This is a genomic window from Burkholderia sp. Nafp2/4-1b, assembly GCF_003635165.1.
GTDB lineage: Bacteria > Pseudomonadota > Gammaproteobacteria > Burkholderiales > Burkholderiaceae > Burkholderia.
This window is the reverse complement of record NZ_ML058597.1, coordinates 676,828-694,082: the sequence shown is the minus strand read 5'-3', so window position 1 is coordinate 694,082 and position 17,255 is coordinate 676,828. Positions and strand designations below refer to the sequence as shown.

The following is a 17,255-nucleotide window of genomic DNA, read 5'->3' as shown; positions in this document are numbered from 1 at the left end:
CAGCCGCTCGTCACTCAGCAAGAAGAGGATTTGTCATGAAACGAACTCGTCTCCCCCTCCCGCGCGCGTCGGTGATGGCCGCGTGCGCGCTCGTCGCGACGGCGTCGTTCGCGAAGGTCACGCCGGACGACCTGAAGGCGCTCGACGGCCCGCTCACGCCGATGGGCGCGGTGCGTGCCGCGAGCAAGGACAACGCCGTGCCGGAGTGGTCGGGCAAGTGGCTCGGCACGCCGCCCGACGTGCAGTACAAGCGCGGCGGACGCTACCCCGATCCGTTCGCGAACGAGAAGCCGGTCGCGACGATCACCGCCGAGAACATGGCGCAGTATGCGGAGCACCTGACCGACGGCCAGAAAGCGATGTTCAAGCGCTACCCGGCCACGTTCAAGATCAACGTCTACCCGACCCATCGCGACTTCCGCTACGCGGATTCGGTCTACAAGGACATCCGCACGTACGCACCCGATTCGACGATGACGTCCGACGCGAACGGGCTGACCAACGCGCCGCCGCAGGTGCCCTACCCGATTCCGAAGACGGCCGCCGAGCTGCTGTGGAACCAGCGCTTCTCGTCGGCGATCGGCACCGAGCAGGCGACCTACGACCAGGCGGTCGTGTACTCCGACGGCAACATCGCGTGGGGCAAGGTGCGCTACGACATCTACTCGCCGCGCAACGTCGGCAAGTACGACGTGAAGAGCGACCTGAACAACCGCACGTTCTATCGCAACGCGACGGAGCTGCCGCTGTCGGAACGCGGCTCGCTGATCGTCGGCTTCACGAACTGGGACAAGGCCGGCGCGGACAACTCGTCGCGCACGTGGATGTACAACCCCGGCACGCGGCGCGTGCGCCAGGCGCCGGAATACGGCTATGACCAGCCGCAGGGCCCGGGCGGCTTCCGCACCGTCGACGACGACCGCCTGTACAACGGCCCCGGCGACCGCTACGACTGGAAGATCGTCGGCAAGCGCGAAGTGTACGTGCCGTACGACAACTACAAGGCGATGGACAGCTCGGTCAAGTATGCGGACCTGCTGACCAAGGGTCATGAAAACCCGTCGTACATCCGCTACGAGCTGCATCGCGTGTGGGTGCTGCAGGCGACGCTGAAGAGCGGCTATCGCCATCAGTACGCGAAGCGCGTGCTGTACATCGACGAGGATTCGTGGATGACGCTGCTCGCCGACAACTACGATGCGCGCGGCCAGCTGTGGCGCACCAACGTCGCGACGACGCTGTACGCGTATGACGCGAAGACGTTCTACCCGGGAGTCGTGTTCTTCCACGATTTGATCTCCGGCGCGTACATGGCCGACCGCCTGACCAACGAAGGGCCGATGCCGAAGCTCGACAGCAGCCCGCAGTTCAGCGAAGCGTATTTCTCGCCGGATGCGATCCGCAGTTCGGGTAACTAACTTTCCAGACGGCCGACCGAAGCGGAAAGCCGCGACCCGTGCGCCGGAGCGTCGCTCCGGTGCACGACGCCGCACCGCCCCGAGACGGCGGCCTGTTCCATTCGAGGGCCCTACCATGTCCAACCGCTTGCACGCGACACTCGGCGACGAGCTGTACGCCGCGTGGCACTCCCGCGCGCCGATCGCGCCGCTGTCGGGGCGGCCGCGCCGGCTGTCCGTCGACGATGCGTACCGGATCCAGCAACGCTTCATCGAACGCCGCATCGAGCGAGGCGAGTCGGTGGTCGGCAAGAAGATCGGCGTGACGAGCCAGGCCGTGCAGGACATGCTGAACGTGCGCCAGCCCGACTTCGGCATCCTGCTGTCCGGCATGCACTATGCGGCCGGCGAGGCGATCGCCTCCGAGTCGCTGATCGCGCCGCGCGCCGAAGGCGAGATCGCGTTCATCCTGTCGCGCGACCTGCGCGGCCCCGGCATCGACCGCACCGACGTGATCGCCGCGACGGCCGCCGTCGCGCCCTGCTTCGAGATCGTCGATTCGCGCATTCGCGACTGGGCGATCCGCATCGAGGACACCGTCGCCGACAACGCGTCGTGCGGCGTCTACGTGCTGGGTGACGCGCGCATCGATCCGCGCACGCTCGATCTCGCCGCGTGCGAGATGACGATCGAGAAGAACGGCGAACCCGTCGCCCAAGGCCGCGGCGATGCGGCGCTCGGCCACCCCGCCGACGCCGTCGCATGGCTCGCGAACACGCTCGCCGAATACGACGTGCCGCTGCTCGCCGGCGAGATCGTGCTGTCGGGGTCGCTCGCGAAACTGATTCCGGTCACGGCCGGCGACGCGCTGTCGATGCACATCTCCGGCATCGGCAGTTGCGACGTCCGCTTTATCTAAAGGAACCACGCTGATGAAGAAAATCAAATGCGCACTGATCGGGCCGGGCAACATCGGCACCGACCTGTTGTACAAGCTGCGCCGCTCGCCGGTGCTCGAACCCGTGTGGATGGTCGGCGTCGATCCGGCGTCCGACGGCCTCGCGCGCGCGCGCGAATTCGGCCTGAAGACCACCGACAAGGGTGTCGACGGGCTGCTGCCGCACGTTGCCGACGACGACATCCGCATCGCGTTCGACGCGACGTCGGCCTACGTGCATCGCGACAACTCCGACAAGCTCACCGCGCTCGGCGTGAAGATGATCGACCTGACGCCGGCCGCGATCGGGCCGTACTGCGTGCCGCCGGTGAACCTCGACGCGCACCTCGGCAGCGCGCAGATGAACGTGAACATGGTGACCTGCGGCGGCCAGGCGACGATCCCGATGGTGTATGCGGTGTCGCGCGTGCAGCCGGTTGCATACGGCGAGATCGTCGCGACGGTATCGTCACGCTCGGTCGGCCCCGGCACGCGCAAGAACATCGACGAATTCACGCGCACGACGTCCGGTGCGATCGAGCAAGTCGGCGGCGCGCGCAAGGGCAAGGCGATCATCGTGATCAACCCGGCCGAGCCGCCGCTGATCATGCGCGACACGATCCACTGCCTGACCGACGGCCCGCCCGACGTCGACGCGATCACGGCGTCGGTGCATGCGATGGTCAAGGAAGTGCAGCGCTACGTGCCCGGCTACACGCTGAAGAACGGCCCGGTGTTCGACGGCAACCGCGTGTCGGTGTTCATGGAGGTCGAAGGGCTCGGCGACTACCTGCCGAAATACGCAGGCAACCTCGACATCATGACCGCCGCCGCGGCCGCCACGGCCGAGCGTTTCGCCGAACAGATGCTGGCCGCGACGGCCGCCACCGCTTGAGTCGAGGAGTCACACGATGTCACTTGCAGGCAAGAAGATCACCGTCCACGACATGTCGTTGCGCGACGGCATGCACCCGAAGCGTCACCAGATCACGCTCGACCAGATGCGCGACATCGCGCGCGGGCTCGATGCGGCCGGCGTGCCGCTGATCGAGGTCACGCACGGCGACGGGCTCGGCGGCGCTTCGGTCAACTACGGTTTCCCCGCGCATACGGACGAGGCGTACCTGAGCGCCGTGATCCCGGAACTGAAGCACGCGAAGGTGTCCGCGCTGCTGCTGCCCGGCATCGGCACCGTCGAGCATCTGCGCATGGCGCATGAACTCGGCGTCGGCACGATCCGCGTCGCGACGCACTGCACCGAAGCCGACGTGTCGGAACAGCATATCGGCCTCGCGCGCACGCTCGGGCTCGATACGGTCGGGTTCCTGATGATGGCGCACATGTCGTCGCCCGAGCAGCTCGTCGTGCAGGCGAAGCTGATGGAGTCGTACGGCGCGAACTGCATCTACATCACCGATTCGGCCGGCCATATGCTGCCTGACGACGTGACCGCGCGGATCGCTCAGGTGCGCGCCGCGCTGAAGCCGGAGACGGAGCTCGGCTTCCACGGCCACCACAACCTCGCGATGGGCGTCGCGAACTCGGTCGCGGCCGTCGCCGCCGGCGCGAACCGGATCGACGCGGCCGCCGCCGGCCTCGGCGCGGGCGCGGGCAATACGCCGATGGAGGTGTTCGTCGCGGTGTGCGACCGAATGGGCATCGAGACCGGCGTGGACGTGTTCGCGATTTCCGACGTGGCCGAGGATCTCGTCGTGCCGATCATGGACGCGCCGATCCGCCTCGATCGCGACGCGCTGACGCTCGGCTATGCGGGCGTCTACTCGTCGTTCCTGCTGTTCGCGAAGCGCGCGGAAGCGAAGTACGGGATTCCGGCGCGCGACATCCTCGTCGAACTGGGCCGGCAGCGGCTCGTCGGCGGGCAGGAGGACATGATCGAGGATGCGGCGCTGACGATGGCTCGGGCGCGGGCGCACTGCTGATCACCGTCGCCGTCGGCGCGTCTTGGATGAGCGGTGCAACGATCAGCACCACCAATCACCCGCGCACCGCTTCACCGATGCTTCCCGCCATGCCTGCGCCGCCGATGCGCGTCGCGTGCCTGCTGCAGCGCCGGCATCAGTTCCTCGATGTACTGCCGCGCTTGTCCGCGCGTGACGATCTCGCTGAAGCGCTGATGGGCCTTGTCGTGGCCCACCAGCGCCGCATGCGCCTTCTTCAGAATGTGCAGATACGCGATCAGGCTCGTACCGTCGTGCACGGGCAGCGCATCGCGTGGGTCCATAACCGGGGGCGTCGTCATGATCCGATCCTCGCGGGACAGTCGGTGCGGCAGGTGGCGGTGACGAGCGACAGCAGGTCGTGCGCCGCGCGATCGCGATCCGTCAGCGGCGCGAAACCGAACAGCCGCCCGAGCGTCGCGACCACCGAGCTGTGATCGTACGGCGTGTGATCGACGTGCGCCGCGGCAACCCACGGCGACACGACGATCGCCGGCACGCGCACGCCGTACACGTCGAACCCGAAGCCGCTCGCATTCAGTGTCGCGGCTGCGCCATCGTTCGGCGGCGGCGCCGCCCCAGGCCGGACCGAATCGTAGAAGCCGCCGTGCTCGTCGTAGATGATCACGAGCAGGCTGCTGTCCCACACCGGCGAATTGCGGATCGCGTCGTACACGCGTGCGACGAGCTGGTCGCCGCCGGCGAGGCCGTCCATCGGATGCTGCGAGCTGCCGTTCCGGTAGGTGCCGTGCACGATGTCGCCGTAACCGGGTTCGATGAACGTGTAGCGCGCCGTATAGCCGGCCGCCAGATCGGCTTCGAAGTGCGCGAGATCGTCCACGTCGAAGAAGCTCACGCCCTTCAGCGACGCGACCTGCGGCACGTGCCCGAGCGGGTCGCCCGACTGGTCCTGGTAGATGCGCCAGTTGTCGTCGCCGAGCGCCGCGAAGATCGAGCCGTTCGGATAGCGGAAGCCATCGAACGCATCCCATCCGGCCATTTCCTCCTTGGTCGGCGAATGGTCGAGCCCGGCCGACGACGCACCGTGCAGGAAGAAGCGGTTCGGCCAGGTCGGCCCCGGCATCGATGCATGCCAGCGGTCGCACAGCACGAACGCGTTCGCGAGCGCATACAGCGACGGCGCCTGCGTGCGGATATCGACGCCCTGCATGATCGTGCCGACTGCACCCGGCTGCGGCGGCGTGCCTTCGCAATGCGACGTCGCGTAGTTCGACACGAATCCCGAGTTGTCGACGCTCGGATAGGGCCGCCCTTTCACGAACGGCACACCGGCGCCGCACAGCTGTTCGAGCACGTCGGTGAATTCGTGGCACGGATCGGTCGGCATCCGGTCGGGCGCGCCACCGCCGAACGGATAGACGGTGCCGCCGTACGCGTTGCTGTCGCCGGGCGACGCTGCCGTGATGTTCGCGATGCCCGACAGCGCGAACAGATGATCGAACGAACGGTTCTCGAGCATCAGCACGAACACGTGCTTGATGCGGTCCTGAACCGACGGCGCTGCGGGAACCGAAGAAGATGCGGGGGCTGCGTCTGCACTCATGGCGCCTCCTGGCGTCGCGCGACGAATGTCCGGCTGGCAAGATCGCGGCGGCGGCAAACGCAACTGAAAGCGACTGAAAGGAAAGCACTGCCGCGTGCGCGGGGCGCGAATTGCCGACGAGTGTACGGCTACCCCGGTCGGTGCGTAAAGCCGTGTGCGACGCACGGCGTGTGCGTCGCGACGATCGTGGAAGGTTTCCTGCGGGACGCGGCCGCCTGAGCGTTCACGCGCAAAGCGACCGGAGAAGATGATGCTGGCCGCCGCGGCATTGCACAGCCGCCGGCGACCGACGAACGGCGCGCACCGCGCCGTCCATCCGGTGTGCCCAGCCGCATGACGGGCCGGGACGGTGTCGATCGGAACCGCGATGCGCGCCCGATCGTCTACAGCTTAGCGACGCGGTTGCCCGGTGCGCTGCGGACGCGGCGAGTTCGCGTCCTTGTGACGGAAGTTGATGCGGCCCTTCGTCAGGTCGTACATCGACAGCTCGAGCGTCACACGGTCACCCGCGAGAATGCGGATGTGGTTCTTGCGCATGCGGCCCGACGCATACGCGCCGACCACGACGCCGTTTTCCAGCGTGACACGGTATTTGCTGTCCGGCAGCACTTCGTCGACGATTCCGTCCAGTTCCAACAGTTCTTCTTTTGCCAAAGTATTTTCTCCAGACAAGGTGAATGACCGCGGCCGCGGCGAACTCACCGGCGCCGTGTCCCGCAACGGGACGGCGGCCGGCGGAATGCCGGGTATCAATTCGTTCAGACGGGCGACAGGCCCGCCTTGCAATCGGAGCCCGGCGCATTGCGGCGGTCGGGCGGTCAGTGGCGGCGATGCGATCGGCATCGCGCGAAGTCGGGACCGCGCCGCGTGCGGCATGGCGACGGTCTTGCAGCATGGGCCGCTGGCGATACGGGATACGACAAACGCATCGCAAGGGCGGTGAATCGCACGTCGTACGGACCTGCGATGGATGAGGGAAGCACACGACCGATGCATCGTGGGATGCATCGCAAATACCGCGATGCATCGGTCGTGTGCGTCGAAGCGCGCAGGACGCCGGCCTGGGCCGACCTCCGCGCGACATCCGGCCGGCAGCGGCCGCCATTCAGCGGCCGATGCCGATACGGCTTACTGCGGCGTGATGTTCGACGCTTGCAGGCCCTTCGGGCCACGCTTCACTTCGTAGCTGACCTTCTGGCCTTCAGCCAGGGTCTTGAAACCCGTGCCACGGATTTCCGAGAAATGGGCGAACAGATCGTCGCCGCCGTTGTCCGGGGAGATGAAACCAAAGCCCTTGGTTTCGTTGAACCACTTGACGGTACCGGTATCCACAAATACTTCCTTAATACGAATGAATGAACATGCGCCCTGACGGGCACAGAAAGAATCAAAGAGGGAGAGACCAACGACTGCCGCACATCGTGCGGCTAATGATGAGCAATCGAGCTTCTTGAAGACTTCGGTCTAGGACACTACGCGACGCCGGCCGATCCGTCAAGTCCTTTCAGGACGACGGATTCGCCGGGCATCGCGCAATGCCTTGTCCGGCGGGGATTTCCCGGCAATCGGGGGACGCAACGATGCGCCCCCTTTTTCTCCCCGTGCGCCGCCGTTACTGCGGTTCGAACACGTGATGCAGCGGCGGCGGCGCCGCGCCGTCGCGGATCTTCATCTCGAACGCCTTGCGCGCGACGCTCGACGGCCGCACGTCGGCCGCGTCCAGATAGAACTGCGAATACCAGTCGCGCATCTGGTACAGCGGGCCGTCGCCTTCGCACAGCAGCGGGTTGTCGATCCGCGTCTTGCTGTGCCAGATGTCGACATCCTCGTAGAACGCGCGCTGCGCTTCCTTCACGTAAGCGTTCGCGATCTCCAGGTTCTGCGCGTCGCTGAGGCCGGCCACCTTCTTCACGATCACGCCGTAGCGCAGCTCGAAGCTGTTCATGTCGATCGGCACGTGGCAGTTCAGCAGCACCGAATGGATCGGCTGGCCGTTGCTCTGCCCCGTCATCTGCGTGATGTGCACCGCCGGCCCGAAATACGTCGACAGCGCGGTCAGGCTGTCGCCGCCGAGCTTCTCGCTGCGGCCGACCATCAGCTGCGTCGCCTTGTGGTCCTCGAACAGGTTCGCGAAATAGTCGATCGGCGCGTGATGGACCGTCGCGAAGTGCGCGACATCCGAGATGTTGTCGACCAGTTCGCGGCAGTTCGCGTGAATCACCATCTTGTCGACGACCCAGTCCGACCATTCGTCGGAGAAGCACACGTCGAGGCGCGGAATCGCGACCTCCGGCGGCGGCGCATTGCCTTCCGGGTCATTCCACACGAACAGCAGGTTGTTCTCTTCGCAGGTCGGCCACGCGCCGATGCGTGCCTTCGGCGGGATCCGCTTGCAGTACGGAATCGACGCGCACTGCCCTTCGCCGCTCCACGCCCAGCCGTGGAACGGGCACACGAGGTTGTCGCCTTCGACCGTGCCGAGGCTCAGGTCGGCGCCCATGTGCGGGCAGTACGCGTCGACGATGTTGACCTTGCCGGTCGAATCGGCGAATGCGGCGAGCTTGCGGCCGAAGATGTTCAGCGTGTGCGGCTTGCCGTCCTGGTAGTCGCGGGCGAGCCCGAGGCAGTGCCAGCCGCGTGCATAGCGCTGCGCGAGCGGCTGGGCTTCGATCTTGTAGGGGCGTGCGGACATGGGGGTTGACTCCTCTTGGGGAAATGCGCGGCGGCCCGCCGCGCACCGGGGTAATTGGGGCTTTCGGGATTGCGTCGCTCAGCGCACCGGATTGCCGGATTCGAGCGCGCGCGTCGGCTCGAGCGCGGACGTCGGCGCGGCCTGCTGCGGTCCCGACTGCGACCGCGGCTGCAGCTGCGCCACGCCACGCTCGGCACGCTCGACGCCGAGCCAGGCGGCCAGCGCGGGCAGCAGGAACACCGCGCCGAACAGGTTCACGAGGAACATGAACGCGAGCAGCACGCCCATGTCGACCTGGAACTTCAGCGCGGAGAACGCCCATGTGCCGACGCCGATGAACATCGTGACGGCCGTGAACAGTGCCGCGGTGCCGCGCTGGCGCATCGCGTCGGCGAACGCGTCGGGCAGCGTCGCGCCGTGGCGGAGGTCGTGCTGCAGCCGTTCATACAGGTAGATCCCGTAGTCAACGCCGACCCCGACGCCGAGCGTGATCACCGGCAGCGTCGCGACCTTCAGCCCGATGCCGAGCCGCGCCATCACCGCGTTGCACAGGATCGACACCAGCGTGAGCGGCACGATGATGCACAGCACCGCGCGCCACGACCTGAACGTGACCGCGCAGAGCAGCGCGATCGCACCGAAGATCGACAGCAGCATCGCGATCTCCGCGTCGCCGACCGCCTCGTTGGTCGCCGCCATCACGCCGACGTTGCCGCCCGCGAGCCGGAACGCGACATTCGGCGTCGGGTTCTGCGCCGCGTAGCGCTTGATCTCGTCGACGATGTGCGCGATGGTCGTGCCTTCGTGGTTCCTGGTGTAGATCAGCACCTGGATCGCCTTGCAGTTCGCGGTGTTCATCCCGTTGTCCGGGTCGAACGCGTTGGAACCCTGCGTGAGCCCGTCGCTGGAGCGCGGCAGCGCGGCCCAGCGCGGGTTGCCTTCGTTGAACGCGGCGATGAACACCTTGCCCTGCGACGCGACGCTCGTCACCGACTGCACGCCGGCCACGCCGCGCATGTTCATCTCGAACTTCTCGATCGCGCTCATTACCGGGTAATGCAGGCACGCGTCGTCGAAGCCGGTCGTCTCGACGATCACCGACAGCACGTCGACGCCGATGTTGTACTGGTGCGTGATCGCCGCGTTGTCGAGGTTGTAGCGCGAGTTCGTGCGCAACTCCGGCGCACCGGTGCCGATGTCGCCGATCTCCAGCTTGCGCGATTCGAGCACGCCGTACGCGAGCAGCGCGAGCGCCACCGCGAACACGCCGAGCGCCGGTGCCGGCCGCGCGAACAGCGCGAAGCGCGACCACATCGGGCTGCCGCCGGCCGCCGCGGTGCGCTGTGCGCGCGCGAGCGTGCCGCGTTCGAGGCGCGTGTACGACAGCAGGATCGGCAGGAACACCTTGTTGGTGACGATCATCAGCAGCACGCCGAGGCACGCGGTGATGCCGAGTTCGCGCACGATGTCGATCTGGATCCGCATGATCACCATGAAGCCGAGCGCGTTGGTCAGCAGCGCGACCGTGCCCGGCACGAACAGCTTGCGGAACGCATCGCGCGCAGCCTCGACCGACGACGCGCCGCGCACCAGCGCCTGCTTCCACGCATTGGTCATCTGCACCGCGTGCGACACGCCGATCGAGAAGATCAGGAAGGGCACGAGGATCGACATCGGGTCGATGCCGAGCCCGAGCAGCGGCAGCGCGCCGAGCAGCCACACGACCGGCAGCAGCGCGACGACGAGCGCGAGCACGGTGGTCTTCAGCGAGCGCGTATAGGCGAACAGCAGCGCTGCCGTCACGAGGAACGCGAGCGCGAAGAACGCCATCACGCCGGCGATGCCCGCCTCGACGTCGCCCACCAGCTTCGCGAAGCCGATGATGTTCACGTCGATGCCCTGCTTCGCGTAGCGCGCGCGGATTTCCTCGAGCTGGCGCGCGACCGCGCTGTAGTCGAGCCGCTTGCCGGTGGCCGGATCGGTCTCGCGCAGCTCCGCGCGGATCAGCGCCGACTTCAGATCGTTGCCGACCAGCCGGCCGATCTGCCCGGAGCGCGCGACGTTGCGGCGCACCTTCGCGAGATCGTCGGGGTTCGCGCTCGAGAACTGGCCGGGCACGACCACGTCGCCGCGAAAGCCGGCTTCGGTCACCTCGGTGTAGTGGACGTTCGGCGTGAACAGCGAGAACACGCGCGAGCGGTTCACGCCGGGGATGAAGAACACGTCGTCGGTCGCATGGCGCAGCGCGTCCATGAACCGCTGGTTGTAGATGTCGCCGTCGCCCTTCCAGCGCAGGCTGACGAGGATCGTGTTCGCGCCGGGGAACGCGCCCGCGTAGCGCTCGAACACCTGCATGTACGGATGCTGCATCGGGATCATCTTGTTGAAGCCCGGATCGAGCTTCAGGCGCGTCGCGGACAGGCCGAGTGCGAGCGTCACCGCAACGCACAGCAGCATCAGCAGCCGGCGCTGCCGGATGATCGTGTCGGCGCAGCGCTCGACGAACGCGGCGAGGCGCGACGCGGAAGCGGCTTCAGTGGGGCGTGACAGGTCGTTCATGGATTTCTCGGGTCGGAACGGACGGAACGGGCGATGCGGACGATGCTGGCGGCGGCAGAGCGCCGCCATGCATCACGACGGCGACACGGCAAGCGGCGCGACACCAGCCTCGCCGCCGAGCAGCAACCCGCCGCTGCCCATGTCGAGCACGGCCGCGAGGCTCTGCACGCCGCCGAGCTTGCGCACGCCGAAGGTCAGGCCGCCGTCGCGCGACGCGACGATCGCGCCGCCCTGTCCGACCAGCACGAGCTCGCCGTCGGCGAGCTGGGTCGCGCCGAAGTACGACACCGGCACGTGGCTGTCGACGTGCGTCCAGGTCGCACCGCGATCGGTGCTGCGCAGCACGTTGCCGCGCATCCCGTAAGCGATCCAGTCGCCGTTCGCGAGCATCAGCGCGCCGAACAGCGAGCCTTGGTACGGCGACGGCAGCTTGTCCCAGGTCGCGCCGTTGTCGGTCGAGCGCAGCAGCGTGCCGCTCTCGCCCGCGATCAGCAGGCTGCCGCGGCCGTCGCCGACGATCGCGTTCATGTGGCGATCGCCCGCCGGCGTCTTCAGCGGCTGCCACGTGAGCCCCGCATCGTCCGAGCGCAACAGCTGGCCGAAACTGCCGGCCGCGAACAGCGGGCCGTTCGCGGTCCCCCATACGGACAACAGCGGATCGGAATGCGCGTGATCGATGTGCACCTCGCGCCAGTGCGCGCCCGCGTCGTCGCTGCGCAGGATCCGGCCGTCGTGGCCGACCGCGATGCCGAGCGTCGGCGTGACGAAACTCACCTGCGTGAGCGTCGAACCCTGGTCGGGCGTGACCGACGCCGGCCGCCACCGGCCGCCCGCATCGTCGCTCAACAGGATCACGCCGCGCTCGCCGACCGCGACGATGCGCGTGCCGGCGCGGGCGAGCCCGTTGATCTGCAGGCGGTCCGCATGGATCGCGGTGACCGGGAACGCCGGCAGCGGACGCGGCGAGAACGCGAACAGCGCGGTGCCGAGCACGAGTGCCGACATCGCGAGTCCTGGCAAAGTACGTTTCATCGGTTGTCTCCTGTCTTTGCGGCGGCGGGGCTCGCGCCGACGCGCTCGCCCTGCCGCTGCAAGTCTCCGGGCCGGCGGTCGTTGCCGCGGCCTCGAATGGTCCCGAATCGGGGGCAGCCGATCCGGGTACCCGGTCCCGCCGCCTTGGCGCCTGTCGTCAGGCGCCGACTTCGAACAGCGCGGCGGCGCCCATCCCGCCGCCGATGCACATCGTCACGACCGCGTGCCGCACGCCGCGGCGCGCGCCTTCGAGCAGCGCGTGCATCGTCATCCGCGTGCCCGACATCCCGAACGGATGGCCGAGCGCGATCGCGCCGCCGTCGACGTTCAGCCGCTCGTCGGGAATGCCGAGCGTGTCGCGGCAATACAGCGCCTGGCACGCGAACGCCTCGTTCAGCTCCCACAGCCCGACGTCGCGCACGGTCATTCCGAAGCGCTCCAGCAGCTTAGGAATCGCGAACACCGGGCCGATGCCCATTTCGTCCGGCTCGCAGCCGGCCACTGCCAGGCCGCGGAATGTGCCGAGCGGGGCGAGCCCCCGGCGCGTGGCCTCGGCACGCGACATCACGACCACGGCCGCCGCGCCGTCCGACAGCTGCGACGCATTGCCGGCCGTCACGAACTCGCCCTGCTCGACGACCTTGCCGCCGCTCCACGACGGCTTGAGCCCCGCGAGCCGTTCGGCCGTCGTGTCGGCGCGCACGCCTTCGTCGCGTGCCGCGTGCACATCTTCGTGACCGGTCGGGTTGCCTTCCTTGTCGAACAGCGCGCGCCGCACGTCGAGCGGCGCGATTTCCGCGTCGAAGCGGCCGGCCGCCTGCGCGTCGGCCGTGCGCTGGTGGCTCTGCAACGCGAATTCGTCCTGTGCGGCGCGCGAGATGCCGTAGCGGCGCGACACGATCTCGGCCGTTTCCATCATCGCCATGTACGCGGCCGGCTGACGGTCGAGCACGGCCTGCGAACGCGCGCGGTAGCCGTTCTTGTGCTTGTTCTGCGTGAGCGAGATCGATTCGACGCCGCCCGCGACGACGATCCGCGCGTCGCCCGCGCCGATGCTGCGCGCGGCGCTCGCGATCGACATCAGGCCCGACGAGCACATCCGGTCGATCGCCATGCCGGGCACCGACGCCGGCAGCCCGGCCGCCGCGGCCGACAGGCGGCCGATGTTGTAGCCCTGCGTGCCCTGCTGCGCGGCGCAGCCGATCAGCACGTCGTCGACGTCGGCCGGCGCGACGCCCGCGCGTTCGAGCGCGGTGCGCACGACGTGGCCGCCCAGCGCGGGCGCCTCGGTGTCGTTGAACATGCCGCGAAACGCCTTGCCGATTGGCGTGCGTGCGACGGAAACGATGACTGCGTCTTCCATGAACTGGCTCTCTGAATCTAGAAGTAGTAACGACTGATCGTGTCGGCCACGCAGCCGGGCTTGGCCTCGCCTTCGATCTCGACGGTGACGCGGATCCACGCCTGCACACCGCCGTCGAGCGGCTCGACGCGCAGCAGTTCGCCGACGCCGCGCACGCGCGCGCCGACCTTCACCGGCGCCGGGAAGCGGATCTTGTCGCAGCCGTAGTTGACGCCGAGCCGCGCGCCGTCGATGCGCACGATCTGCGGCAGGAAATGGTTGACGAGCGACAGCGTCAGGTAGCCGTGCGCGATGCACACGCCGAACGGGCCGTCCTTCGCGCGCACCGGGTCGACGTGCACCCATTGATGGTCGCCCGTCGCGTCGGCGAAGCCGTCGATGCGGAGCTGGTCGATCGCGAGCCACGCGCTCGCGCCGAGCGTGTCGCCGACGGCCGCCGCGAGCTCGCCGGGATGCGCGAACACGCGCGGCGTCGCCTGCACGGGATCGAGGGTCGTCGCCATCATGCGTGCTGGCTGCTGACCGACAGCACTTCGCCCGTCATGTACGACGCGTAATCGCTTGCAAGGAACACCATCACGTTCGCGACCTCCCAGACTTCGGCGGCGCGCCCGAAGGCTTCGCGCGACGCCAGTTGATTCAGCAAGTCGGCCGGAGCCGACTTCTTCAGAAAATCGTGCATCGCGATGCTCGGCGCGACCGCGTTGATGCGCACGCCGTATGGCGACGCCTCGAGCGCCGCGCAGCGCGTGAGCGCCATCACGCCCGCCTTCGCCGCCGCGTAGTGCGCCTGTTCCGCCTGCGCACGCCAGCCGAGCACCGATGCGTTGTTGACGATCGCGCCGCGGCCGCGGGCCTGCATGTGCGGCAGCATCGCGCGCGTCATCCGGAACGTCCCGGTAAGGCTAATGTCGATCACCCGCGACCATTCGGCATCGTCCATTTCGACGATGCGTTTCGCACCGCCGAGCCCGGCGTTGTTGATCAGTACGTCGACGCCGTCGAGCTTGTCTTGCGCGTCGGCAACGAGCGCCTGCACGTCGTCCTCGACCGCGACGTTGCACAACCGCCCGTAGATCCGCTGCAGCCCCGTTTCGGCGCGCAGGGTGTCCACGGCCTGTTCGAGGCGCTTCTCGTGAATGTCGGAGATGAACAGCGCGCGGCAGCCTTCCTCCGCGCAACGGCGCGCGGCCGCGAAGCCGATGCCGGCGCCGGCGGCGGCCGTGATCAGCACCGATTTACCGGCGAGCAGCTGATGGCCCGGTACGTATGCCGGTGCTTTCTGGATCTGAGGTTGGGTCATGCGTTTCCTCGCGGTTCTCTGGGCATGCCGAGCCCGCGCTCGGCCATGATGTTCAGCTGGATTTCGTTGGTACCGGCGTAGATCGTGTCCGCACGGGAGAACAGGAATACGCGCTGCAGATGGGTGAGCTTCTCGTCGGCCGGATCGATCACGTTCACGCGTGGCCCGAGCGCATCCATCGCGAGCTGGCCGAGGTCGCGGTGCCAGTTCGACCAGAAATACTTGTAGATCAGCGCCTCGCGGCGCAGCGGCGCGGTGGCGCCGCCATTCGCGTCGTCCGCGCCCGACAGCATCCGCAGCGCGTTGTAGCGCATCACGCGCAGTCCGGCCCATGCGCGGCCGATCCGCTGGCGCAGCACCGGGTCGCGATCGGCGCCCGATTCGCGCGCGGCGTCGATCACCCATTCGAGTTCGCGGACGAACTGCATTTGCTGGCCGAGCGTCGACATCCCGCGCTCGAAGCCGAGCAGCGTCATCGCGATCCCCCAGCCGTCGCCCGGCGCGCCGACGAGGTCGCGTGCTGCCGCGCGCGCGCCGTCGAAGAACACTTCGTTGAATTCGGCGCCGCCGTTGAGCTGCTTGATCGGGCGAATCTCGATGCCCGGCTGGTCGAGCGGCATCAGCAGGAACGAGAGTCCCTTGTTGCCCTTCGACGCCGGATCGGTACGCGCCAGCACGAAGATCCAGTCGGAATCGTGCGCAAGCGACGTCCATACTTTCTGGCCATACACGCGCCACGTGCCGTCGGCGTCCTGCTCGGCGCGCGTGCGCACGTTCGCGAGATCGGAACCGGCGCCCGGCTCCGAGTAGCCCTGGCACCAGAACTGCGTGCCGCCGAGAATCCCCGGCAGGAAGCGCGCGCGCTGGTCGTCGGTGCCGCACGCGACGAGCGTCGGCCCAAGTAGCCCTTCGCCGATATGGCCCATCCGGCCGGGGCCGCCGGCGCGTGCGTATTCCTCGTGGAAGATCACCTGCTCGGCGACCGTAAAGCCGCGGCCGCCCGCGTCGGTCGGCCAGCCGAGGCCGGTCCAGCCGCCCTGCGCCAGTTCCCGTTCCCACGCCTTGCGCAGCTCGGGGAAGGCTTCCTCGTCGCCGGGGCCGCCACGATATTTCAGGCACGCGAATTCGCCGGTCAGGTGCGATTGCACCCAGTCGGCCACTTCGTGCCGCAATTGCTGTTCGCGCGTTTCGCTGTTCATTGGAGTGCTCCAGTGCGCGCGGCGGACGGACGCGTTGCCATCGGCGCGGACCGCAGCGACGACGGCGGTGAGCGCACCGCGTCGCGCTGTGACGCGCCGCCGTCGATCGCATGGCGGGCGATCCATTCGAGCAGTTGCGGCGTGCTGCCGAACTGCGCGCCCGACGCCTGCGCGCGCTTGAAATAGAGATGCGGGTCGTATTCCCACGTGAAGCCGACGCCGCCGTGCAGCTGGATCGCCTCCTGTGCGCAGAACGCATACGCGTCGTTTGCAGCGGCCTTCGCAGCCGCGACATCGGCGCACAGCGCCGCGCCGGGCGCACCGCTGCCGGCTTCCGCGTCCCACGCGTTCGCGGCGCCGAGCACGGCCGAGCGCGCGGATTCGATCAACACCATCATCTGCGCGCAGCGGTGCTTGACCGCCTGGAACGATGCGATCGCGCGGCCGAACTGCACGCGCTGGCTGGTGTAGTCGAGCGTCAGGTCGAGGGATTGCTGTGCGCCGCCGAGTTGTTCGGCGGCCAGCGCGAGCGCTGCGAACCATGCGGTGCGATCGAGCACCTGCGCGGCAATGGCGCCGCTGGCGAACAACGCTTCGCGGCCCACGCGGGTTTCGTCGAACGTGACCCGTGCGATCGGCCGCGTCGCGTCAAGCGTGTCGAGCGGCGTGATACTCACGCCGGCCGTAGTCGCGACGTCGATCGCGAACAGCCCGATCGCCTGCCCTTCATTCGCGATCCGCGCCGGGATCAGCAGCAGGTCGGCGCGTGCGCCGTCGATCACCTGTTCGATCGTGCCGGAGAGTGCGTAGCCGCCTGCCGCTTCCTCCGCGACGACCGGCAACTGCCGTGACCCGGCGGGCAATTCAAACGGCACCGCCAGCGTCGCGCTGCACGCGCCTTCGGCAATCTTTGCGAGCCAGCCAGTAGCCGCGGCCGCATCGGAGCAGCCTGCCAGCGCAGTCGCGGCCAGGCACGCGGTCGAAAAATACGGCACGCACGCGACGCGCCGGCCGAGCTGCTCCATCAGCAGCGTCTGCTCGAGCGCGCCGAGCCCCATGCCGCCCGCCGCCTCCGGCAGCGACAGCGCGTTCCAGCCGAGCTCGCCGGCCAGCGCGGCCCACAGCGTGTCGTCGCGCCCGGCCGATTGCTCGATCGCGCGGCGCACGTCGGCCGATGCGCTGCGTTCGGCGAGCACGTCGGCTGCCGCGTCGCGGATCATCGACTGTTCGTCGGTGAGCGCCAGATCCATG

General features: G+C 68.1%; 16 protein-coding genes. 4 read left to right on the top strand and 12 right to left on the bottom strand.

All coding sequences use genetic code 11. From position 1 onward, the window contains the following. Window positions 1–35: 35 nt before the first annotated feature. The 4 genes from C7H84_RS03240 to dmpG all read left to right on the top strand — a co-directional run bounded on the left by C7H84_RS03240 (window position 36) and on the right by dmpG (window position 4,274). Window positions 36–1,418, top strand: coding sequence for a DUF1329 domain-containing protein (locus tag C7H84_RS03240; RefSeq protein WP_121857385.1), 1,383 nt, complete (start codon window positions 36–38; stop codon window positions 1,416–1,418). Between the two features lie 115 nt (window positions 1,419–1,533). After that, window positions 1,534–2,316 (top strand): 2-oxopent-4-enoate hydratase, encoded by a 783-nt coding sequence (gene dmpE, locus C7H84_RS03235; RefSeq protein WP_121857384.1) that lies wholly within the window; start codon window positions 1,534–1,536, stop codon window positions 2,314–2,316. A 13-nt stretch (window positions 2,317–2,329) separates the two neighbouring features. Further along, window positions 2,330–3,229, top strand: a complete 900-nt coding sequence (locus C7H84_RS03230; RefSeq protein ID WP_121857383.1) for an acetaldehyde dehydrogenase (acetylating) — start codon at window positions 2,330–2,332, stop codon at window positions 3,227–3,229. A 16-nt stretch (window positions 3,230–3,245) separates the two neighbouring features. Next, a complete protein-coding gene (gene dmpG, locus C7H84_RS03225) occupies window positions 3,246–4,274 on the top strand; it encodes a 4-hydroxy-2-oxovalerate aldolase (RefSeq protein WP_121857382.1) in 1,029 nt (342 codons plus the stop codon). A 71-nt stretch (window positions 4,275–4,345) separates the two neighbouring features. Here the strand turns inward: dmpG and C7H84_RS03220 are convergent, their stop codons facing one another. The 12 genes from C7H84_RS03220 to C7H84_RS03165 form a co-directional block, all read right to left on the bottom strand. After that, window positions 4,346–4,594 (bottom strand): hypothetical protein, encoded by a 249-nt coding sequence (locus C7H84_RS03220; RefSeq protein ID WP_121857381.1) that lies wholly within the window; start codon window positions 4,592–4,594, stop codon window positions 4,346–4,348. After that, window positions 4,591–5,856, bottom strand: a complete 1,266-nt coding sequence (locus C7H84_RS03215) for an alkaline phosphatase family protein (protein WP_121857380.1) — start codon at window positions 5,854–5,856, stop codon at window positions 4,591–4,593. The genes C7H84_RS03220 and C7H84_RS03215 overlap by 4 nt, the downstream gene beginning before the upstream one ends. Before the next feature lie 390 nt (window positions 5,857–6,246). Continuing rightward, window positions 6,247–6,510, bottom strand: coding sequence for a translation initiation factor IF-1 (gene infA / locus C7H84_RS03210; protein ID WP_121857379.1), 264 nt, complete (start codon window positions 6,508–6,510; stop codon window positions 6,247–6,249). Between the two features lie 474 nt (window positions 6,511–6,984). Further along, the gene (locus tag C7H84_RS03205) at window positions 6,985–7,188 is read right to left on the bottom strand and encodes a cold-shock protein (protein ID WP_006751843.1); all 204 of its coding nucleotides are present in this window, start codon (window positions 7,186–7,188) and stop codon (window positions 6,985–6,987) included. Between the two features lie 280 nt (window positions 7,189–7,468). Further along, the gene (locus C7H84_RS03200) at window positions 7,469–8,548 is read right to left on the bottom strand and encodes a Rieske 2Fe-2S domain-containing protein (RefSeq protein WP_121857378.1); all 1,080 of its coding nucleotides are present in this window, start codon (window positions 8,546–8,548) and stop codon (window positions 7,469–7,471) included. Window positions 8,549–8,626: 78 nt separating this feature from the next. Further along, on the bottom strand, window positions 8,627–11,107 hold the full coding sequence (locus tag C7H84_RS03195; protein ID WP_121857377.1) for an MMPL family transporter: 2,481 nt from the start codon (window positions 11,105–11,107) through the stop codon (window positions 8,627–8,629). 72 nt (window positions 11,108–11,179) lie between these two features. Beyond that, window positions 11,180–12,139: a sialidase gene (locus tag C7H84_RS03190; protein WP_121857376.1), complete on the bottom strand. Its 960-nt coding sequence runs from the start codon at window positions 12,137–12,139 to the stop codon at window positions 11,180–11,182. Between the two features lie 157 nt (window positions 12,140–12,296). Next, a complete protein-coding gene (locus tag C7H84_RS03185; protein ID WP_121857375.1) occupies window positions 12,297–13,502 on the bottom strand; it encodes an acetyl-CoA C-acyltransferase in 1,206 nt (401 codons plus the stop codon). Window positions 13,503–13,519: 17 nt separating this feature from the next. Further along, window positions 13,520–14,005 (bottom strand): MaoC family dehydratase, encoded by a 486-nt coding sequence (locus C7H84_RS03180; RefSeq protein WP_121857374.1) that lies wholly within the window; start codon window positions 14,003–14,005, stop codon window positions 13,520–13,522. Further along, window positions 14,005–14,805: an SDR family oxidoreductase gene (locus C7H84_RS03175; RefSeq protein WP_121857373.1), complete on the bottom strand. Its 801-nt coding sequence runs from the start codon at window positions 14,803–14,805 to the stop codon at window positions 14,005–14,007. Before C7H84_RS03175 ends, C7H84_RS03180 begins: the two co-directional genes overlap by 1 nt. Next, a complete protein-coding gene (locus C7H84_RS03170; RefSeq protein ID WP_121857372.1) occupies window positions 14,802–16,004 on the bottom strand; it encodes an acyl-CoA dehydrogenase family protein in 1,203 nt (400 codons plus the stop codon). The genes C7H84_RS03175 and C7H84_RS03170 overlap by 4 nt, the downstream gene beginning before the upstream one ends. Further along, entirely contained in the window at window positions 16,001–17,254 is a 1,254-nt protein-coding gene (locus tag C7H84_RS03165; protein ID WP_121857371.1) for an acyl-CoA dehydrogenase family protein, read from the bottom strand. Before C7H84_RS03165 ends, C7H84_RS03170 begins: the two co-directional genes overlap by 4 nt. Between the last annotated feature and the right edge of the window lies 1 nt (window position 17,255).